The sequence below is a fragment of the Anditalea andensis genome (assembly GCF_000714815.1).
GTDB lineage: Bacteria > Bacteroidota > Bacteroidia > Cytophagales > Cyclobacteriaceae > Anditalea > Anditalea andensis.
Map to the genome: position 1 here is coordinate 468283 of NZ_JMIH01000014.1, position 22641 is coordinate 490923.

Below are 22641 nucleotides of genomic sequence, written 5' to 3' on the forward strand. Positions count from 1 at the left end.
TTTGGTTTAAATTTAAGTTGGATGGTCACATTACATCATATTCAATTAATACTGCCGTATAAATGCCTATAATAAAGTATACAAATCTTCCTTTAGCATTTTTGATGCCTTAATTCATGATCCTGAGTATTTTTAAAGGCAATAAGGAGTAAACTATTCTCATCCAATAATTTATAGTAATAATATCATTTATAAAAATGAAGCATTTACCCTTTATTAGGTTTAAAACGTAAAAACTATTATCCTCCCAGCTATTAGAATATATGAGTAATTCCAAGATTTACATACGGATGAAAAATTAGTACGCTATAATATTCTTATAAACCATGTAAAAACTTCCAATTACTATAAAAACCTAATTCTTCCACCACACCTCTGTTTACGTTTACCACAAAAATGAATGCGTTAGAATTTGACAAAATTCATTAATCAAGTACTTAAATACAAATTAGAGTAGTCCAAATTTTACCTTAAAATAATCTTATTTTTAACCTTATATTTTTCCTGTTAAGTAGGATTTCTCCCAGAAATTATAAATACTTTTGTCTCAAGAGGCACAGGTTCTAAGAGTGACCAAAAGATATATAAGAAGATCATAATCAGAGTATATTATATATTTAGTCATAGTTTGGGTGCCTATTATTTTGAAAACACCAGATAATGGCCGAACGCATACACCCAATTCCAAATAATGAAAAGGAAAGATTAGAAGCTTTGCTCAGCTATAATGTACTAGATACTTTTTCTGAAGAAGAGTTTGACAACATCACAAAACTTGCTTCATTTATTTGCAAAGTACCTATAGCTTTAATTTCATTTATAGATGAAAAAAGACAGTGGCATAAATCTACATTTGGATTGGAAGGGACCGAAGCTCCCAGGGAGACCAGTTTCTGTCAATACACCATCATGGGTGATTCCGTATATGAAGTGCAAAATACATCCGAACACGAGATCTTCAAGAATTTTGCAGCGGTAAAATCCAGCCCTGAAATACGTTTTTATGCAGGCACTCCATTAACTACCCCCGAAGGAGAGAATATAGGAGTATTATGTGTACTGGATACGGAACCCAAAACATTAAATGAAGAGCAAAAGCTAGCTCTGACCACCCTGGCCAAACATGTGATGAATCTTCTGGAACAAAGAAGGCAAAGTACTGGCCTGAAGGATGAATTTAAAAAATTGGCTGAAAAAGCCCTGCTAGGAATACAACAAGAACTGGAAAGTTATAAGTTCGCCTTAGATGAAACATCGAGTGTGGCCATCACCAATGACCAAGGAATCATCATTTATGTAAACGACAAATTTTGCGAAATCTCTAAATATTCACGCGAAGAACTACTGGGCAAAACCCATAAAGTAATCGATTCTGGCTTTCATAATGAAGACTATTTTAAGCACTTATGGGCTACAATAAAGGCAGGTTCTGTATGGAAAGGTGAAATCAAAAACCAAGCAAAAAACGGTTCATATTATTGGGAAGAAAGTATCATTGTACCATACCTCAATGAAAAAGGGAAAGCACATAAATACATCTCCTTTAAACGTGACATAACCAGTCAAAAACTTGAGGAAAATAAAATAGATCAATTCTTTAACTTATCCTCCGATTTCTTATGTATAGCTAACCCTGATGGTTTTTTTGAGAAAGTTTCACCCACCTTTTCCAAAGCACTTGGATACAGCCTGCAAGAGCTTTTATCCCAACCTATCATAAATTTTGTTCACAAGGAGGATATTCCAGCTACGATAAAAGAATTTGAAAAACTAAAACAAAACGTTTATAGTATAAGCTTTCAAAACCGGTATATATGTAAAGATGGAAAACACCTACTATTAAGTTGGAATGCTTCCCCAAATTCAGATACCGGAATGGTATATGCCACAGCAAGGGATGTGACCCAAAGCAGAAAAATAGATGAAGATAATAAGCGGCTTTCTCTTGTAGCAAAAAACACCAGTAACATCATCATTATCACTGATAAATACAGTAGAATCCAATGGGTAAACGAACCATTTGAACGACTTACCCAATACAAATTAAATGAGATAAGTGGCCTTAAGCTTTTCAAATTTTTAACAGATGAAGAAGCTGATAAAAACACTAAAGCACAGATAAAAAATGCGATTGAAAATCAAATCCCTTTTTCGGGCGCGATTTTAAACAAAAATAAATCTGGAGAAAAATATTGGATACAGATCAAAATCACCCCAGTATTTGATGACGACCATGAGCTTATAAATTTTATAGCCATTGAGTCTGATATCACTGAAAAGATTCAACGCTCCCAAAAAATTATTAATTTACTAAAGACCCAAAAATCCATCTTTGATGGGGCTAGCTATGGCATCATATTTACCGATATAGAGGGGAATATTAAAATGATCAATAAGGCATGTCTGTCACTTCTGGAATATAAAGAAGAGGAAATCTTAAATAAGGCCAAGCCCCTATTATTCCATGACAAATCGGAGTTGGTAGCCCATAACAGAAAGATCGCCACAGTGTATGGTACGGCTATACCACTCTCCGAAACATTAACCTATAAACCTCGGCTGGAAAAAAAGGCCGATGCCAACGAATGGACTTATATTTCTAAATATGGAAAAAGAATTCCTGTATGGCTGAGCGTTACCTGCATTGGGGACAAAGAGGGAAATGTACTTGGATATCTATGTGTGGCAGAAGATTACACCCTAAAAAAGAAAGTAGAATCAGATCTGATAAATGCCAAAAAACTGGCGGAGCAGGCAGTTAAAATGAAAGATAACTTCCTGGCCAATATGAGTCATGAAATCCGTACTCCTATGAATGCCATCATAGGTTTTACAGATTTGCTATCTATGTCACCCTTAGATGAGGATCAAAAAGATTATGTTGGAAATGTCAAAATGGCCGGTGAAAATCTATTGCTATTAATTAATGATATTTTGGATCTTTCGAAAATTGAGTCGGGCAAACTCGTCATAGATGCACATCCATTTAACGTAAAAACTACGCTAAAACATGTATATGATCTATTGCATGTGAAATCCAAAGAAAAAGGCTTGAATTTCAACCTTTTTTTAGATGCGGATATGCCTGATATGATAGTGGGAGATAAAGGGCGTCTAAACCAGATCGTCATGAACTTGGCCGGAAATGCTATCAAATTTACCAATCAAGGTGAGGTTAACATTCTTGTCAAAAAAATCAAGGAAACAGAGCAGACCGTTACCATCAAATTTTCCATAAAGGATACAGGTATAGGTATATCAAATGAAAAACTAACCTGTATTTTCGAGAGATTTTCCCAGGGAGAGGAAAGTACTACCAGAAATTTTGGGGGCACAGGATTAGGATTGAATATCTCCAAACAGCTGATTGAACTCCAACAAGGTGAACTTAAAGTAAAAAGCTTAATTAATGTTGGTTCTGATTTTTATTTCTCCCTGGAATTTAAAAAAGTAATTCAGGAACAGCTAAAGGAAAACCGTCAAGTATTACCGATAAATAATCCATACGGAAAATTATCAATATTGCTGTGTGAAGATAACATAATTAATCAACGCTTGGCTTTTAAAGTGCTTGAGAACTTTGGTTTTGAAATAGACATAGCTGACAACGGGGAAGAGGGTTTAGAAAAATTGCAGCGTAACAGGTATGATCTAGTGCTGATGGATCTTCAGATGCCGATTAAAGATGGATACCAGACAACTATTGCCATCAGAGAAGAATTAAAATTAGATATCCCCATCATAGCGATGACGGCACATTCTCTGATTGGAGAAAGGCAAAAGTGTTTTGAAATGGGTATGGACGCCTACGTTCCAAAACCATTTAGACAAGATGAGTTGCTTAAAAATATCCTTGCCGCTATTAAATCGAGGTCATCTGTAAAAGATAAGCTGCAGACAAAAGACGCTATTTATCAGCTCAAAATCGATTTAACTTATCTCAAAGAGCTCTCTGCAGGAAACTTAGATTTTGAAAAGGAAATGATAGAACTTTTCATACCGCAAGTGGCTTCGGATATGACAAGTTTGAATGAGGCTTTTGAAAAGGAAGATTATGTCATGATAAGAGACATCTCACACGGACTTAAATCTACACTTTCTTTATTCTCTTTAAATGAACTAGTGGAAACTTGTTCTTTGATAGAAAAAGAGGCTCAGGCCATTCATCTTGATAATTCCTTTCATTTTACAGCAGATACTATGCTGGCCTTTGACAAGATGATGTCCGAAATCCCATTAATATCTAATCAGTTAGAAGAATTAAAACGCATACATTATAGCTCTATCTCATCATAATAAGGAGGTTAATGCTTATTCTAAATAGGCAAGATGATAGGTATTACACCTAACTTATTGCTAAAACACATAGAATCATGAAAATTTTATTAGCAGAGGACAATGATCTTTTGAGAAAATCATTGTCATTCTATTTACAAACAGAAGGTTTCGACGTGGATCAGTTTTCTAATGGAAAAGAGGCCCTGGAAGCTATTAAAAGCAAACCATATACTATAATCCTCACTGATATTAATATGCCCGGAATCAGCGGAATGGAAATAACCCAATATGTACGTACCAAATTATTATCAAACATCCCCATTATTATCTTTACATCCTCCAATATAGAACAGACTGAGCTAGATTCATTTGATATAGGGGCCAATGAATTTATCCCCAAACCAGTGAGCCCGGCAGTACTGCTGGTGAGAATGAAACGATTGATCAGCAAATCTTCAGACAACTAACAATATTTCCCATGGTACATATACTATAATGGAATTTTTTTGGAATCTATATCAAAGTAAAGTTTGGGTAGTCCCTTTTTTGATCTACGCCATAGGTATATTACTATTTGGCAGTGTGACACTTCTTGCCATCATAATATGGACAAGGCATACACATATAAAAGAACAAAAATTTATCCTGCAATATGACAGGCTAATTGAGCCTATGTTATTAAATGTACTTTTTGATACAGGGAGTTATAGCACATTTAATAACGACCCACACTATTCTTCACTTTTCAATAATACGGTTTTCAGAAAACAAATGATGGCTAATATTATCAACCTACATAAGAATTATGAAGGATCATATGCGAAAAAGCTTGAAAAATTTTATCTCGAATCTCATTTGATCACAGATTCTTTTAGAAAACTAAAGAATGCACGATGGGAAATTCAATGTCTAGCTATAGAAGAACTGTCAGAAATGAATGTGGTTACGGTATTTGAACATTTGGTAGATACTTCCAAATCATCAAACAAACTACTGAAGATAGCGGCGATTAAAGGCTGTATCAAATTAAATGGTACCAAAGGTATCACCCACCTGATCAGGCATAAAGACCCGCTGGACCAATGGTCACAACTTTCCATTATTGACGCCATAAAGCATGGGGATCTAAGGTTAACTGAGGGAATCGAAATACTATTGACTTCAAAAAATGATACTGTAGTAAGTCTAGGATTAAAAATTATTCAGTCACTTCATTTATCACAGCATAACTTGGATATCATCAGGATGATAAGTACTACTGATAATGTTTATCTAAAACAAGAGGGCCAATTAACGCTCACCGCAATCAAATCTAGCAATACATAGTCATGACATTTTTTACAGCTGAAATTACCGCTATGGTAAACATCTACCTTTTACTGATTTTGCTTTATGCTATTCTGATTATGTCCTCATACTTGGTTTTAGCCGTTCTTTCCTTTATAGAGCTTAAGGAATATATCAAAAAAAACAGTTTCATTGATTATGAAATATTGCTATCCAGTCAGCAGGCTCCCTATTTATCTTTAATAGCTCCCGCATATAATGAGGGTCTTACTATAGAGGAAAATGTTAAATCTTTACTTTCCCTGAATTATAACAATTATGAAGTCATAGTGGTAAATGACGGAAGCAAAGACAACTCCATGGACATGCTGATCAGCACCTATGATTTGATAAAGAAGGATCTGGACCATGAAACACCCATAACCACTAAAGCAATACGGGGAATATATCGGTCTAAAAACGCTGCATTTAAAAAATTAACCGTAGTCGATAAAGAAAACGGGGGAAAGGCAGATGCCCTTAACGTGGGCTTGAATATAGCTAAACACCCCTATGCCGTATGCATAGATGTAGATTGTATATTGGATAAAGATTCTCTACTAAAGCTTGCAAAACCCTTTCTAGAATCTATAGATAAAAAGGTAATAGCTACAGGAGGTGTAGTAAGAATAGCCAATCAATGCACCATAGAGGATGGCAGATTAATAGATGTAAATGTACCAAATAAGTTACTTCCAAGAATCCAAGTATTGGAATACCTGCGGGCATTTCTTTTGGGAAGAATGGCTTGGGAAAGACTGGATGGATTACTTTTAATTAGTGGAGCATTTGGAGCGTTTGATAGGGAAATTGCCATAAAGGCTGGCGGTTACAATACAAAAACAGTGGGAGAAGACATGGAACTGGTCGTCAGAATGAGAAGGTACATGTTGGAAAGGAATATTCCATATACCGTCTCCTATATCCCCGATCCATTATGCTGGACAGAGGCCCCCGATAATGCTGCCATATTTAAAAAACAGCGCAGCAGATGGATGAGAGGTACTATAGAAACCTTATGGATTCATCGTAAAATGTTTTTTAACCCTAAATATAAAATATTAGGGATGATCAGTGTGCCATATTGGACCTTCTTTGAATTTCTTGCTCCATTGATTGAATTTGTAGGACTATTAGTTACTTTAATTTTTGTCATATTGGGTATACTCAATTGGAAAATATTCTTACTACTGTTTTTATTTGTTTACATATTTGCGACTATGTTTTCTTTATTGGCCCTGTTGGGAGAAGAACTCACTTATCACAAATATCCCCGGATAAAAGATTTCTTAAAACTGTTTGCAGCTGCTTTAATAGAGCCGCTGTATTTTCACCCTTTGGCCGTATACGCCGCCTTAATAGGATATTGGGAAAAGATAAAAGGTAAAAAAACATGGGGGGATATGACCAGACAGGGATTTCAGAAAAAACAATAGCGGTTAAATATGCTGTTTCCCATAAAAAGATCTTAACGTCCCAGATTAAAAAAAATCTATTGGTTTTATAGTAGCTGAAATCTTTATGATATAGGTACCTAAATCTGGCATATAAAGCTTCCATCAGGCATAATCAATCCCAGTATCTTTCTAAGTCAATTCAAATCATACCCATTTTCCTACAGAAATAATCGCCGATTTATAAATATTTGGTTTAGTGGGTTCCTCGTACCTTCATTTCCAGGGTATAAACTGAACCCATAGCTGTTATAAATAAAGTCTTTCTCATCGGACCTCCAAAAACCACATTCGCTGTCCAATCTTCATCTACAGGAATTTGGGCTATCAGCTCTCCCTTGGGATTAAATACCGTGACCCCTTTTTTCCCTGTTAAGTAAACATTGCCCCGATGGTCTACTGTCATTCCATCAGACCCCATTTCTACAAAAAGTCGCCTGTTTTTGAGATAGCCATCCTCCTCTATATCATATACATACGTTTTATCATCACCTATATCTGCTACATAAAGCTTTTTATTATCAGGAGTACCTATTATACCATTAGGTTTTACAAGGTTTTCATCTACTCTAAAAAACTGGATCCGGTCTGGACTTAGGTAATATAAATGTTCTCCATCTTGTTTCATTTCAGGATCCCTAGTCCAATAGTCTCTTTTATACAGAGGGTCTGTAATATAAATCCCCCCATTTGGCGCCACCCATAGATCATTGGGTCCATTTAATCTCTGGCCTCTGAAATTTTCTATTAAGACAGTTTTATTGCCCTTTTCATCTAAAGACCAAAGCTGGTTTTCCATATCTGCGGCAGTAATCAAATTCCCCTTTCGATCAAAGAACATGCCGTTAGATCTGCCTGCATCTTCTATAAAAACAGATGTTTCTCCGGTTTCGAATGACCATTTAATAATTTTATTATTTGGCTGATCTGTAAAATATACATCTCCTGTACGGTGTACAGCAGGTCCTTCTGTAAATTCAAAATCATCGGATACCTTTTGCAATATGGCTTTTTTGGCTATAAGGTTTTTTTTATCTATTACCTGGGCATTACTATCAAATGATACCGTGATGATAAACAAGCAGATAAGGGTTAGGGCTTTGGTCATTAATGGATGCTTCTGGGTAAAATAAGTATTTGGAAGTGCGAAAGATAATCTACTTTTATTGCTTTTCATAAAATAATTTTAAATCACTTTATAAAGATCTAATTTAATATGCTTACGGATATTCTCTTTATCTAAAAGATAATAAGGAAATGCAAAATAGGCCGGATGAAGAAATTATTCATTGCTTAAACAGCCAAGCGGAAAGCGGAAGCTATACAAATAACGGAGGGAACGTATTTATTGATATCAAATGATAGCATTACTAACAGTGTTTTTATATCAAAGAGAAGAGATATGGAGTATGGAGTTAATAGAAGCTATGTGCCAAAACAGCAGTTAAAAAAATAAACAATCCGGGCTTAAGTCCGGATTTTATAGCTACTTAATATTGGTTTCTACTTTTACGTCAATTTTTTTTGTTTTGACTGATCCACCATTAGGCCTTACAGAGATAGTTGTTTCTGATGCTTCCTTGACGGGAGCTTTCTCCACTTCTATCACTTTGACCGTTTCTGTTTTGGTCTCTTTTACAGGCTGGTCATTGCATCCCATTGTCCATATCAAAGCAAATGCGAAGAATAAATAAGTAATTTTCATAATATTTTTAATTAATTTAATCCAGATCTGTTGGATAGGTACAAGATAGCTACAAACACATACACCATCTAATAATTCTATAAAAATAAAATTATTAAAATAATAATTTATAATAATAGTATTTGTAAAATAATATTTCTAACAATGTATTTTGTATTACAAATAAGCTTTCATGATATCCATGGTTATAATCAGGATTTTGTTTTAATCAAAAATTACCAAAAGTATTTTAAGTCTTTCTTCTCTAATTATCTTTATTTTAGTAAAAGATAATATAATGAAAATGAACCGCTTAATACTTTTAGCTATTTTAACCTTTTCCTGTGATCGGCCTGACATGAATTTTAAACTTAGCGAAATCACCACCTTAGAAAATATACCGGCGGCCTCAGGAATAGGTATCCATGAGAAACATATGCTAATCATAGGAGATAATTCCCCCTACCTATATCTACTTGACCATACTGCCAAACCCTTAAGCAAAATCCCGATTTATCCATTAGACAATTACAAAGACGGAGAAATAGCAAAAAGTATAAAACCAGATTTTGAAGCTTTGGAACTGGTCAAAGGGAAAGTTGATGACGAAGTATTGATATTTGGTTCAGGTTCCAAAAGCCCACAAAGGGATATTTTTATCCATGTCACCTTGGCAGAGCAGCCCGTAATAAAAACTTATAATCTGGTATCTTTTTATAATCAACTCAGGGATAACAAAATACTGCGTGGTTATGAGTTGAATATAGAGGCAGTAGCCCTATATGAAAACAAACTGATGTTGTTCAACAGGGGAAAAAATCTTATTTTCATATATGACTATGAGGAGTTTCTCCGATTTTTAAATAGCAAAGCCCCTTATCCTCCACCATCTGTTAAAGAACTGGAATTACCAAAGATAAATGGTTTTGTTTCCGGCTTTTCGGGAGCTACTGTGATACCTGAGACCTCTACTTTGATATTTACCACCTCTGTGGAAGATACACCAAACGCTTATGATGATGGAGAAGTGCTTGGAAGTTTCATCTGTATGATTGATCTGGATCGATTGGATGAAGGAGTAAAACATTTCCTCATTGAGGATAGAAACCAGCCTATGAAAATAAAAGTTGAATCGGTCACGGTCCTAAATAAAATCTCTGAAAGTAAGATTGAAATATTATTGGTAACCGACAGTGATGGCGGAGAATCACTATTATTAAAAGGGCATTTGATATGGTAAAACCCGTTTTTGTCGTAAAGCATCCTAAACACCATTACCTAGTTACCTTACATGGCAATTTGTTTATATTTTTTCCTTAACACCAAGAAACGGCATCCATTCTATGGCATTCTTATGAGCATATTCAGCAAGAAAATGACTTAGCGTAGGCCTGAAGGGAGGATTGTTTAACTTGAGCCCGACTTGTTCAGGAGTGCGGTCCCCTTTTTGGGTATTGCAGCGATGGCAAGCGGTGACCAGGTTCATCCAGTTGGTTTTGCCTCCTTTAGATTTAGGAATGACATGGTCAATAGTAAGATGCCTAGTAGACCCACAATACTGACATTGGTTTTGGTCCCTTTTAAAAAGATTATTCCTATTCAGCATTACCCCTTTAAAGGGAATATTTTTGTATTCCTGAAGACGGATCACCGCAGGGTAGACATATTCTCTGTCTACTGTGCGGATGGTAAGGTATTCATAAGTAGCAAGAGGGGATGCCTTCTCCAGAAAAGTCAGTACAAAGGCTTTTTGGGCTGTGACTACTGCCACTGGCGTGTGATCTAAATTCAGCACAAGAACCTTCTTTTCCATCAGTATACTACATTATATTTCTGATTTCATGTACGTGCCAATATGGTGAAATGTTTTTATCCACACTTGCCCCATTCAGGTTTACCTTATTTCTGGTGACTTTGCCATTTACATGGATCATTTCTCCCTCTCCCAAGTAAATGCCTACATGATCGTGAACTTTTCGGTCATTTGCAAATATCAAGATATCACCCGGCAGAGCACCTTCCGGATTCATTAATTTACCTTTCAGAATTATCTGAGAAAGAAATCTTGGAAAACTGTAACCTCCTATCTTAAAGACTAGGTGGACAAATGCCCCTGCTCCTATACCAAAAAAACTCCTGCCGCCAAACTGAGCAGGTACGTTTAAAAATGATAGGGCTATTTGGGAAATTTGCTGACGGGATGCTTTTAAACTTTGAGGCCTGCTTTCTCCGGTAAACCTTATGGATTCCCCCATATCAAAAAGTTCGTTTTGGCTGACATGAAGGTTACTGCCAGGCAATAAATGGAGAATCTGTCCTTTAAAATATATGGTAGATATTGGGGCTAAGGTTATCTGATAATCTTGGTCATTAAAAAGCATAAATTCTTTATGGCTGACGTCTTGATGCTGCAGTGCTGCCATCCATCCCTCTCCAGTATCATCTGTACCTACTACCTTTAACCATTTGCGACAGGAAGATCTATCTAAAACTACATATGTCTCTCCAAAGAGCAATTGGGTAATCAGCCCTGTCCCCAGTCGGGGTTCAGCATATAAATTTATCACTGATAAACGGCATACACCATATTCACTTTCAGTCTGCCATTCTGTCGAGGTCTCTTTTTGCATCCTTATTTTTGATATCTTGTCGCTTATCATGAAGTTTTTTGCCTTTCCCCAGGGCTATTTCCATTTTGGCCAGTCCTCTGTCATTAATAAATATACGAACTGGAATGATAGAAAGTCCTTTTTCTTCAAATTTCCTTGACAATTTATCCAATTCTTTTTTGCTCAAAAGTAACTTACGCTCTCTTACGGCATCATGATTATAACTTGCTGCAAAGGAATAGGGCGCGATGTGCATCTGACGTATAAAAAGTTCATTGTTCCTAAAAAAGCAGAAAGCTTCTGTAAGTGAAACCTTTCCTTCACGTATAGATTTGATTTCAGTACCTTTCAGCACCAGACCTGCTGTGAATTTGTCTATAAACTCAAATTCAAAACCTGCTTTTTTATTTTTTATATTGATGGTCTTTTGAAACCTGTTGTCTTTGGCCATATTATTTACCAATTTTCATTTTAGCCAGTGGGCTGATATCCAGACCACAAAACTCCTGATTTAAAAATTTAAAATGCGCTGCCATAGCTATCATGGCGGCATTGTCAGTGCAATATTCAAAGCTTGGTATATACACTTTCCACCCAAGCTCACTGGATAATTTTTCCAATTCAGCCCTTAATCCTAAATTAGCCGAAACACCACCTGCTATGGCTATCTCATTGATCCGGTGTATTTTTGCAGCCTTTTTCAGCTTCTGCATTAGCATTTTTATAAGTGTATACTGGACGGATGCACAAATATCGTTCTTATTATCATCTATAAATGTCGCATTTTCTTTTAGTCTATCACGAAGAAAATAAAGCACGGCAGTTTTTATCCCACTGAAAGAATAATTAAGATCCGGCATATCCGAAAGCGGGAAACTATAAGCCTTAGGGTCACCGTTTAAAGCAAATTTATCTATCATAGGGCCTCCGGGGTATGGAAGCCCCATCAGCTTGGCTGTTTTATCAAAAGCTTCCCCTACTGCATCATCCAAGGTTTCGCCTATGACTTCCATTTCCAGATGGCTTTTAACCAATACCAGCTGTGTATGTCCCCCACTCACGGTAAGACAAATAAAGGGAAACAAAGGTGCAGGATGATCTATAAAATGCGCCAATATATGTGCCTCCATATGGTTTACCTCAATCATGGGGATACCGAGAGAATAGGCAAATGCCTTGGCAAATGATACACCTACCAATAGTGAACCCATAAGACCAGGACCTCTGGTAAAAGCTACTGCGGACAGCTCCTTTTTATCCAGCCCTGATGTTTTGATCGCTTCCTGAATAACTGGCACTAGGTGCTGCTGGTGGGCCCTGGAGGCTAATTCCGGAACCACTCCACCATATTTTTCATGTACAGATTGCGTAGCGACAATATTATTAAGTATTTTGCCATCAGAAATGACCGAAGCTGACGTTTCATCACAAGATGACTCTATTGCTAAGATATTAATTTTCATCACACTCATTGGAAAAGAATTCGAAAGTTACGCAAATTTTAACGAAAGCACTCAAAGTGCTTTTGAGTGTGACGCTTTTCCTGATTATATTTTTATTGGGTATAGCTGCCCTTTTTCAGGTACCAGCGGTCCAAAACAGGATCACTACCTATCTGACCGAATACATAACTACACATACAGGGTTCAAAACCAGCATAAGTGATGTGAACATCCGGTGGTGGGATGCCGTCAGTCTAAAAGATGTGGTGGTCTATGATCAGAACGATAGCCTGATGGCTAATCTTCAAAATGTGTATATAGATTTTTCGATTAGGGGACTTCTTGATAGTGAAAATCCGGGATTGGATGAAATAAGGTTAAAAAACGGTACGGTTCGTATAATAACTGATCCCATAGATGAAGAAATGAACATAGTCCTCTTCGTATCCAGGATCAACGCCCTCCTATCTCCCTCAGAAAGATCCAGCGAAAAAGTACCTGTGAAATTTTCCATAACCGAAATCTCATTAGAGCGCACCTCATTAGACATCCTAGATTATACGATAGCTCCTATAGTGGAGGGTTTTGATTATGGGAAACTCCGATTTAGAAACCTTACTGCCATTGGGGAAGATTTTTTCACCAAACGGGATACTGTAGCGATTAATGTAAAAAGCCTTAGAGGAATAGAAGCAACTTCAGGATTAGAAGTACAGCAGTTACGCACTGATTTTATTTACTCTAACACAGGGATGGAATTCGATAACCTCTTCATGAGAAGCAATGATTCGGTAGTTAAAAATTATCTAAAATTCACTTATGATGATGTCAGGGCATTAAACGATTTCAACCGGCTGGTGAATGTAGAAGGCCATCTGACCGAATCTGTCCTGGATCTGAAAGACTTAAGGTATTTCTCTGACAACATCCCTGATTTTGATGATAAGATATATCTCAGTGGGGTAATTACCGGAAGGATCGACAACCTTAAATCAGATCAGCTTCTGATTAGGTTTGGAGAGCGGAGTGCTATGTTTGGCGAGTTCACCATCCAAGGCCTTCCTTATGTCAATGAAACATTCTTTCGCCTATCACTGGTGAATTCTACCCTTACCAGTGCTGATCTCTCACCATATATCTCTAACGAAGCGAGAAGAGAAGTTAACAAATTCCGGGACATCCGTTTTGACGGAGACTTCACCGGTTATTTTCATAATTTCAGTGCCAGTGGTAATTTTAGAACAGGCATAGGTAATCTATCCGGGAAATTAAATTACCGCAATGCCCTGAATGTCCCTACTTACAATGCCTCTATTCAACTGAGCAACCTTGATCTAGGTATACTGATGGAGGATAGAAAGGCATTCCAAAAAGTGACCATGCAGGGTCAAATCAGAGGCACTGGCTTGTCTGTCGAATCAGCACTTTTGGCAGTCAATGCCGATGTCAGATCTATAGGTATAAATAATTATAACTATACCAATGTAAAAACAGACGCCACCTATGGCAAAGATCTTTTCAGTGGTAATCTTACAATAAATGACACCAATCTTAAGATGCAGGTACAGGGAAAACTGGATCTCAGGGACAATAGAGACAGTGTCAGACTGGTAGCCAGAGTGGATACCGCCTTCCTCCAACAGCTGAATCTGGTAGACAGGGAACTGTTTTTAAGTGGTGATTTTGATCTGGATACCAAAGGAGTGACCTTAGATGACGTAGAAGGGGTAGCTAGGTTTGAAGATATCCTGATCAGTTATGAAGGCAGAAATTTATATTTAGACAATTTTTTATTCCAATCGCTCTTTACCGGAGATAGCCGCCTGATAGCACTTAATTCAGATTTGTTGGTAGCTGGAATTTCAGGTAATTTTCAGGTAGAAGAACTGACCCGAGATGTCACCCAGCTATGGGACGATTATGTAAGACTACTTACCAACCAGACCGAAAATTACAATACCAGAAAAGTAATTATAGAAGATAATAGTGAATACAACATTGATATAAATATAGATCTCAGGGACCCAAATCCCCTTATCAACCTCATAGAGCCATCTCTCTTTATCTCCCAAAACACCAAGATAGAGGGAGCGTTTTATCAGACTTCCGAAAACACTATCCTGAACCTATTTTCAGGTATTGATACCATATATTATAATGGCAATCTGTTCCTAGATAATAATTTTGATTTCAATACCTCTAAAATAAGACGCGAGGATGAAGTTTTGGCATCTTTTTATATTAATAGTAGAAATCAGGAACTTAACTCCGGCATTAATTTCAATAATTTTATAATGGAGGCGATATGGGATCAGTCTGCCATCGATCTAAATTTGGCCCTGAATCAACCAGATACAGAAAGTTACGCACGAATCAGGAGCAAAATAAACATCTTTCCTGAGCTTACCAGCCTTTCATTTGAACCGTCCGACATTAAAATTCTGGATAGATATTGGGAATTTGACCCTGATAATTTAATCACTTTCCGCACAGATAATATTGCAGTAGAAAACCTTAAAATCTTTGACAATGGTCAATACTTAGCGCTAAATGGAAGGATGGCTGTATCATCTGACGAAGTACTTAGCCTGGAGGTTTCACAAGTAGATGTTTCTATATTAAACACCTTAGACAGAAGGGATTTTTCGGGTATTGCGTATGGGCTGTTTGCATTTTCAGATATATTTGAAACACCAAATGTCAATGGAAGTATCAAAATAAGCGATTTTCACATCAACAATTTTCTGATAGGAGATATAGAGGCTTCCACCTATTTTGATAGCGAGAATGAACGCATTTATCTCGATTTATCCAATTTAAGAGAAGACAGGAAGATCATCACACTCCACGGATATTTGGGTACTAGAGAAGATGAATTGGATCTCAATGCCCAATTTGACCAAGCCAATCTCTCTGTAGCTGAACCTTTTCTATCTGATTATATATCCGATATGGGAGGTACTATAACGGGCCAATTGCGTATAGCAGGGAAACTATCAGAACCATCAGTTACCGGGCTGGGACGACTGTCCCAAGGAACGCTCCGGGTAAATTATTTGAACACTCTCTATACGCTTAACGGGGGAATAAATTTTACACCTAATGAAATTAGCTTCCGTGGATTAGATGTAGCCGATGTAAGAGGTAATAAAGCCATTTTGAGAGGTGGCATCAGTCATGACCGGTTCAGTAATTTTATCCTAGACATCAGCTCTGATTTGTCAAACTTTCAGGTATTAAACACTACCACCAGAGATAATGACCTCTTTTATGGGACGGCCTATGCAACAGGTAAACTTGATATATTCGGGGCCGCCAACAATCTAGACATCACTGCTCAGGCTACTACACAGCCTAATACTAGGATATTTATTCCCATAGGCTCCTCGGACGGGCAGTTTAAGGAGGATTATATCAATATCATAAACGTAAGGGACACCCTGCAAGAGATAACAGTTGAAAGAACTGTAGAAAAGCTAGCTATCAATAATGTCCGGATGAACTTTAATCTTGACATTACTCCTGATGCATATGCTGAAATACAAATAGATCCCCGCACAGGAGAATCAATTCAGGGAAGAGGCAGTGGCAATTTGAGGTTAGGAATAGATACACAAGGTAATTTTTCGATGACGGGAACATATGAGATAGTAGATGCCAAATATAATTTCTCACTATATAATATTATAAATAAAGAATTTAATATAGAACCGGGAGGCAGAATTACCTGGTTTGGGGATCCTTATGAAGGAATTATGAACATAAAGGCCACATATGAGGAAAATGTTTCCCTTATTAGCCTTCAACCTGCCCAGACGAGCGAAGCTGATTTAATGGATTCCCAACTTAAAAGAAGGTTTCCGCTAAAAGTCATTATGGACATGAGCGGAGAGTTACTTTCACCTGATATCGGTTTTGACTTTGACTTCAGTGGTTTTCCGGAAGGAGAAATCCAAACCTATATCTCCGCTTTCCGCAATAGAATAGCTAATGACGAGCAGGAAAAAAACCGTCAGGTGTTTTCACTCATAATGCTTAGGAGGTTTTCTCCCGAGGGGCAGTTTACAGGAGCAGGACTGGGTTTTTCCAACCTTAGCCAGCTGATATCTTCACAGCTTAATTCCTTAATTTCTCAGGTGGACCAAAACCTGGAAATCGACTTTGATTTGGCCAGTTTAAACCAGGCCGCCATGGAGACATTTCAACTTAGGGTAGCGTATACGTTTTTAGATGGAAGACTGAGGGTCATGAGAGATGGAGGCTTTACGGATCTCCAAGGCAATGCAGACATCAATACGATAGCCGGTGACTGGCAGGCAGAATATCTCCTTACTGAAGACGGAAGATACCGCATGCGGATATATAACAGAAACAATTTTAATAATGCCTTCACTTCACTAAATCTCTCTGCTAATGTAGTAACTTATGGTGTATCTTTATCTCAGACCCTATCTTTCAGTTCATTCCAGGAACTTTTTCAAATGATAGGCAGGAGACGAAGAGACAGGTTGAGGATAAACGATATAGATGATTTTCTCAGATATGATTTTGAGGAAAGCGATAACAGGAAATCTCCACCCGTAAATGCAGACTCCACAGTGATCCGCATCATAGAACCTTCTAGCATGTGGCGCAAAGAAGATGATCTTTGATTAAACAATATGGGGATTATATGTATTCCTTTATGAATAAAACATAAAACCCAATTATGAGTAAGATTACCTTATTTTGGATGAGAAGAGATCTCCGTCTAGAAGATAATACAGGATTATCTGAAGCCCTAAAATCAGATGAAGAGGTCCTTCCCTTATTTATTTTTGATACAAATATCATAGCAGAACTCCCTAAGCATGATGCCAGACTCACTTTTATCCATAACCAAATATCCAGGATACATGAAGAACTAAAAGTTCACAACAGTTCCATTTTAGTAAAAACAGGAGACCCTATAGCTATAATAAAGGATCTCATTAAAGAATATGAAATAGCTAAGGTATATACTAATAGAGATTATGAACCATATGCCAAAGAGAGGGATGCTAAAATTAAAAAGTATCTTAACGATAACCTGATAGAATTTAAGGATTTTAAAGATCAGGTGATATTTGAAAAGGGAGAAATCCTATCAGGCTCAGGGACTACCTATAAAGTATTTACACCGTACAGTAAAGCATGGCTTCAGAAGTTTTATGAAACTAATTTAAACCCTGAATCATGGCCTCTGAAAAATAATTTTTTTACATCCCCCCCTTTGCCTATCCCATCTCTAAAAGACTTGGGCTTCGAAACTTCTCCTATACCGATACCTACTTTAAAAGTAAAAAAATCACTGATCAAAAATTATGACTCGACAAGAGATTTCCCGGCTATAGAAGGTACGTCTAGATTAGGGATACATTTAAGGTTTGGCACCATAAGCATTAGAAAACTTGCTCTTTTTGCTGAAGAATTGAACAAAATTTATTTAAATGAGCTAATTTGGAGAGAGTTTTACATGATGATTTTAGATGAAAATCCCCGGGTAGTGGATCAAGCCTTTAAACCTCAGTATGATAAAATAACATGGAAGAACAATAAGGAAGAATTCCAAGCATGGTGCGAAGGTAAAACCGGCTATCCTATGGTAGATGCAGGTATGCGGCAAATGAACTCGACAGGCTATATGCATAACAGGGTCCGGATGGTCACAGCAAGTTTTCTTTCCAAACATCTGCTTATAGACTGGAGGTGGGGAGAGGCTTATTTTGCAGAAAAATTACTGGATTATGAGCTTTCTTCCAATAACGGGGGATGGCAGTGGGCAGCAGGTACCGGTACAGATGCCCAGCCTTATTTTCGGATATTTAATCCTGAATCCCAAATGAAAAAATTTGACAAAAATTTAGAATACGTGAAAAAGTGGATACCAGAATATGGAACAGATAAATATCCAGACGCCATAGTGGAACATAAATTTGCCAGAAAAAGAGCACTGGAAGTATATAAAAAAGCATTGGACAAATGAAATCCAAGCTGACGATATCGTCACATATTGCCCTCATGTGGGATTCCATGTAACCGCTGAAAAAAAAATATAAAATGAATATAGGAGACAGAGTACGTTTATTGAGAGGAAACGAAGAAGGTGTGATCACCAAAATATCTTCTGCCGGAAGAATGGAGATCGAAATCGAAGATGGATTTAGAATTCCAGTGTTGAAAAATGAGGTAGTACTCATCAGTGCTGCCGAAAGGCAGTATTTTGGGGATGGGAAGGTAGTGGAAAAACCTACTATAGAAAATAAAACATCCCCCATAACAAAAGAAGGAATATTTCTCAGCTATGTTCCTTTAAATGATAAAGATCACAGTTTATACGTTATCAATCTATCAGAAAAGGACCAGCTGTACATGGTTTCTGAAATATTCGGCACTAATTCAAGAACCTTGGCTTCTGGCGTACTTAGCCGCCATTCATATGAAAAATTTGATCAAAAATCAATCAAAGATTTTGAACAGTGGCCCTCCTTGCTTTTTCAAATGATCCCAATCAACAAACGGGCAGAAAAGACGCTGCCGCCATTTGAAAGAAAAATCAAATTCAAAGCGTCTGCTTTTTTTAAAAGCAGGGGGAAAGCTCCATTATTAGAAAAAGAAGGTTACCTCTTCCAGATCGACCAGCATAGCCAAGACCTAGATATCAAACAACTGAATCAAACCTTAAATGAAGGCAATAAAATCTCTAACGATCCCAAATCACTATTTCACAGACCTGCAAAAGAAATAGATTTGCACATAGAAAAGCTTAACACTGACCATCAATTTATGAGCAATACTGAAATGCTAAAACTACAGATGGAGACTTTTGAGAAAAACCTGAATTATGCTATAGCTTCCGGCATGGACGAAATCTCTTTTATACATGGGATAGGAAACGGGGTGCTAAAAAATGAAATACATAAATACCTTTCTCAACTAGAAAATATTAAGTACTTTCAGGACACACAAAAAAGCAGGTTTGGCTACGGCGCCACATTGGTCAGAATCAATTAGGATATGAATCAGGAAAAAGTTACGCCAGTTTTTCAATTATTTGAACAGCAACTTGATAATTCCAGTAAACTATTTACTGATCTATCAAAGCAATTTAAAACGAAAAAGGCTATCGAACTGGAAGAAAAGCTCATCTTTTTGGAAATTTATATCCAGTTGCTCAGTAAAATACATTTTGAAGAAAAAGACCTTAAATTCAAACTTTTTTCACCTTTTAAAAAGCTCTTTAAGCTTTTAAAAAAGGTCCTTCATTTAAAATTGATACGTGAAGCATTGGCCGACAAGTCACACACCCTGACATATGGATCGTTTGAAAATTATTTGCTTAAAGAAAAATCAATTTTATATACAGAAATATTTGACCATATCTTATCACTACCAGGCAGTATATGGGAAGATCTTTATATGGACGTAAGAATGCACAGTACCAGCATCAAGCCTTTAATGGTAAATACAGCTACTACTCAGATCATTAATGAAGAACTGGAATTCTCTTATTTTGACAGCTTACAGGAGCCTACTGCGAAATCCATTAAGGATATTTATGAATCTTTACAGATAATTATAGCAATAGAAAATTTTAGAATGATTTCAGGCTTGAATGCTGTATTTACACCTACTATTCATGATGACATGAATGATCTAAGTAAATCCCTCTATTCATGGTACCAAAATCACCTTTTACTACAGCAGCTCACCCATTTTTTTTCTGAGAAAGAAATGATAACCGAAAAATATAAAAACTTAATTCAGGACATTAAGAAGAGTAAAAAAAAGCTAACCACGAAAGTGATTAGCCAGTCTAAAATCTTATTTACAGAAAGATTACATTAAATTTGGTTTAAAGCATTTGACAGATCTTCTTTAAGATCATCTACATCTTCTACACCCACGCTCAATCTAATCAAAGAATCTGATAATCCTACCTTATCCCTTTCAGCTCTAGGAATACTGGCGTGAGTCATAGTAGCGGGATGACCACATAGAGATTCTACACCTCCCAAAGATTCAGCTAATGCAAACAATTTAAGATTTTCTAAAATTTTTACTGCATCTTCCAACCGGTTGTTTTTTAAAGTAAAGGATATCATTCCTCCAAAATCACGCATTTGGTTCTTAGCTATATGGTGATTGGGATGATCTTCAAATCCGGGCCAAAATACTTTTTCCACCTTTGGATGATTTTTCAAATAGGCTGCTATGGTTTTTCCATTTTGACAGTGTCTTTCCATCCTTAAATGAAGTGTCTTAATACCTCTTAACACTAAAAAACAATCCTGTGGGCCAGGAGTGGCTCCACAGCTATTTTGAATAAAAGCCAAACGGTCCGCCAGTTCATCATCATTCACTATCAGAGCTCCCATCACTACATCAGAATGCCCTCCTAGGTATTTGGTTACAGAGTGCATGACCAGGTCAGCACCAAAATCCAACGGGTTCTGCAAGAAAGGTGTAGCAAATGTATTATCCACCCCCATCATAATATTATGCTTTTTAGCTATCTTAGAAATGGCTTCTATATCTATGATATTCATCATAGGATTAGTAGGGGTTTCTGTCCATATAAGTTTGGTCTTTTCATTAATATAATTCTCTATATTTTCAGGTTCCTCCATGGAGATGAAATGAAACTTAATACCATATTTGGAAAATATCTTAGTGAAAATCCTATACGATCCGCCATAAAGATCATTAGTACTGATCACTTCATCTCCTGGGTTCAAAAGCTTAATGACAGCATCTATAGCTCCTAGACCAGAAGAAAAGCATAGACCATGTTTACCATTTTCTAAGGCCGCTAAGCTATCCTGTAAAGCAGTACGGGTAGGATTGTGGGTTCTAGAATATTCATATCCCTGGTGAGCTCCAGGTGATCGCTGTACATATGTGGACGTCTGGTAGATGGGAGTCATGATGGCTCCTGTAGTAGGATCCGGTATGATTCCCGCATGTATAGCTTTTGTTCCGAATTTCATATTTTTATTATCAATTATAAGGTGTAGTTTGAAAAGATTTTAATCACTTTCGTTATAATATTCTATTAAATTTGCCCAAATATGAGCAAAAAAAAATCCAATTTCAAGCGATTGAAAATTATACTGAGCCGCAAACCTACAATCCTATGGGCGGTCATTTGGGTTTCTATCATGCCTACCATAGGGAGCTTTTTCTTTCTTAAATTTCTTTATTCCAATATAGATACCTACCAAGGTATGGACATCTTTACGTGGCCCATTTTCTTCACCTATCTTATCGGTACAGCTTTGGTCATGGGGGCCGCCGTTATGCCTACCACACTCATAGCAATAGTTTCAGGCTTTGTATTTGGATGGAAATCCTTTTTTGTCCTAATCTTGAGCTATACGCTTGCCAGTATACTTGGATTCAAATTAGGAACTGCATTGGATGAACATAGTTTAGATATACTTCTGGAAAGATACCCCAAGACTAAAGCCCTCATATTAAAAAAAGAAAAAAAAATGAGTGAACTTGTTTTTTTTTTACGGCTAAGTCCGGTTATTCCTTTTGCATTATCCAACTTATTATTTGCCATGATCAGGGCGGATTTAAAGAAAGTGATTTGGGTAGGGCTGTGGGGGATGTTACCTAGGACCTCCTTAGCATTTCTGACGGGATACCTAGCCCAGACTTTGTCAGAGGCTATGGATACCTCCACGGATTACTTTCAATTGACATTAATTATAGTGCTTTTTGTGGCCAGTATATGGGGATTATATAGGGTATTAAGCCCTATTATCAGTAACAAAAAATAATTATAGCAATCCCTATTTTTAATTCATATCCGTCTTACTATG

The 22641-nt window shown here is 36.9% G+C and carries 17 protein-coding genes; 10 read left to right on the plus strand and 7 right to left on the minus strand.

Translation table 11 applies throughout. The features are described 5' to 3' along the window. Nucleotides 1–660: 660 nt before the first annotated feature. The 4 genes from EL17_RS22535 to EL17_RS05650 all read left to right on the plus strand — a co-directional run bounded on the left by EL17_RS22535 (nucleotide 661) and on the right by EL17_RS05650 (nucleotide 7040). Nucleotides 661–4296: a PAS domain-containing protein gene (locus EL17_RS22535; RefSeq protein ID WP_051719821.1), complete on the plus strand. Its 3636-nt coding sequence runs from the start codon at nucleotides 661–663 to the stop codon at nucleotides 4294–4296. Between the two features lie 77 nt (nucleotides 4297–4373). Further along, nucleotides 4374–4745, plus strand: coding sequence for a response regulator transcription factor (locus EL17_RS05640; RefSeq protein ID WP_035071285.1), 372 nt, complete (start codon nucleotides 4374–4376; stop codon nucleotides 4743–4745). Between the two features lie 28 nt (nucleotides 4746–4773). Further along, nucleotides 4774–5604 carry a hypothetical protein gene (locus EL17_RS05645; RefSeq protein WP_035071287.1) on the plus strand — a complete coding sequence of 277 codons (831 nt, stop codon included), beginning with the start codon at nucleotides 4774–4776 and terminating at the stop codon, nucleotides 5602–5604. A 2-nt stretch (nucleotides 5605–5606) separates the two neighbouring features. Then, nucleotides 5607–7040 (plus strand): glycosyltransferase family 2 protein, encoded by a 1434-nt coding sequence (locus EL17_RS05650; RefSeq protein WP_035071289.1) that lies wholly within the window; start codon nucleotides 5607–5609, stop codon nucleotides 7038–7040. A 214-nt stretch (nucleotides 7041–7254) separates the two neighbouring features. On the opposite strand, the gene EL17_RS05655 is transcribed toward EL17_RS05650, so the two are convergent. Beyond that, nucleotides 7255–8166: an SMP-30/gluconolactonase/LRE family protein gene (locus tag EL17_RS05655; protein WP_035072103.1), complete on the minus strand. Its 912-nt coding sequence runs from the start codon at nucleotides 8164–8166 to the stop codon at nucleotides 7255–7257. Nucleotides 8167–8544: 378 nt separating this feature from the next. Further along, nucleotides 8545–8763 (minus strand): hypothetical protein, encoded by a 219-nt coding sequence (locus EL17_RS23420; RefSeq protein WP_164674964.1) that lies wholly within the window; start codon nucleotides 8761–8763, stop codon nucleotides 8545–8547. 283 nt (nucleotides 8764–9046) lie between these two features. Here EL17_RS23420 and EL17_RS05660 point away from each other — a divergent pair, with 283 nt between their 5' ends. After that, a complete protein-coding gene (locus EL17_RS05660) occupies nucleotides 9047–9982 on the plus strand; it encodes a DUF6929 family protein (RefSeq protein ID WP_164674965.1) in 936 nt (311 codons plus the stop codon). Nucleotides 9983–10045: 63 nt separating this feature from the next. Here the strand turns inward: EL17_RS05660 and EL17_RS05665 are convergent, their stop codons facing one another. From EL17_RS05665 to tsaD, 4 genes are read right to left on the minus strand one after another with little or no spacing between them, the layout of a single operon-like run. Beyond that, complete coding sequence (locus EL17_RS05665; protein WP_035071292.1) at nucleotides 10046–10555, minus strand: HNH endonuclease; 510 nt, start codon at nucleotides 10553–10555, stop codon at nucleotides 10046–10048. Between the two features lie 7 nt (nucleotides 10556–10562). After that, complete coding sequence (locus tag EL17_RS05670; protein ID WP_035071294.1) at nucleotides 10563–11372, minus strand: C40 family peptidase; 810 nt, start codon at nucleotides 11370–11372, stop codon at nucleotides 10563–10565. Continuing rightward, nucleotides 11338–11802, minus strand: a complete 465-nt coding sequence (gene smpB, locus EL17_RS05675; RefSeq protein WP_035072104.1) for an SsrA-binding protein — start codon at nucleotides 11800–11802, stop codon at nucleotides 11338–11340. The genes EL17_RS05670 and smpB overlap by 35 nt, the downstream gene beginning before the upstream one ends. Before the next feature lies 1 nt (nucleotide 11803). After that, nucleotides 11804–12814 (minus strand): tRNA (adenosine(37)-N6)-threonylcarbamoyltransferase complex transferase subunit TsaD, encoded by a 1011-nt coding sequence (tsaD, locus tag EL17_RS05680; RefSeq protein WP_035072105.1) that lies wholly within the window; start codon nucleotides 12812–12814, stop codon nucleotides 11804–11806. Between the two features lie 8 nt (nucleotides 12815–12822). Here tsaD and EL17_RS05685 point away from each other — a divergent pair, with 8 nt between their 5' ends. From EL17_RS05685 to EL17_RS05700, 4 genes are all read left to right on the plus strand, one after another. Beyond that, a complete protein-coding gene (locus EL17_RS05685) occupies nucleotides 12823–17445 on the plus strand; it encodes a translocation/assembly module TamB domain-containing protein (protein ID WP_035071296.1) in 4623 nt (1540 codons plus the stop codon). 56 nt (nucleotides 17446–17501) lie between these two features. Beyond that, nucleotides 17502–18797, plus strand: coding sequence for a cryptochrome/photolyase family protein (locus tag EL17_RS05690; protein WP_035071298.1), 1296 nt, complete (start codon nucleotides 17502–17504; stop codon nucleotides 18795–18797). Nucleotides 18798–18871: 74 nt separating this feature from the next. Beyond that, a complete protein-coding gene (locus EL17_RS05695) occupies nucleotides 18872–19825 on the plus strand; it encodes a Smr/MutS family protein (protein ID WP_035071300.1) in 954 nt (317 codons plus the stop codon). A 3-nt stretch (nucleotides 19826–19828) separates the two neighbouring features. After that, the gene (locus EL17_RS05700; RefSeq protein ID WP_035071302.1) at nucleotides 19829–20659 is read left to right on the plus strand and encodes a hypothetical protein; all 831 of its coding nucleotides are present in this window, start codon (nucleotides 19829–19831) and stop codon (nucleotides 20657–20659) included. Here the strand turns inward: EL17_RS05700 and EL17_RS05705 are convergent. Beyond that, nucleotides 20656–21801: a cystathionine gamma-synthase gene (locus EL17_RS05705; RefSeq protein WP_035071304.1), complete on the minus strand. Its 1146-nt coding sequence runs from the start codon at nucleotides 21799–21801 to the stop codon at nucleotides 20656–20658. The genes EL17_RS05700 and EL17_RS05705 overlap by 4 nt on opposite strands. Nucleotides 21802–21882: 81 nt before the next feature. Here EL17_RS05705 and EL17_RS05710 point away from each other — a divergent pair, with 81 nt between their 5' ends. Continuing rightward, nucleotides 21883–22599, plus strand: a complete 717-nt coding sequence (locus tag EL17_RS05710; RefSeq protein WP_035071306.1) for a VTT domain-containing protein — start codon at nucleotides 21883–21885, stop codon at nucleotides 22597–22599. The last annotated feature ends 42 nt before the right edge of the window (nucleotides 22600–22641 follow it).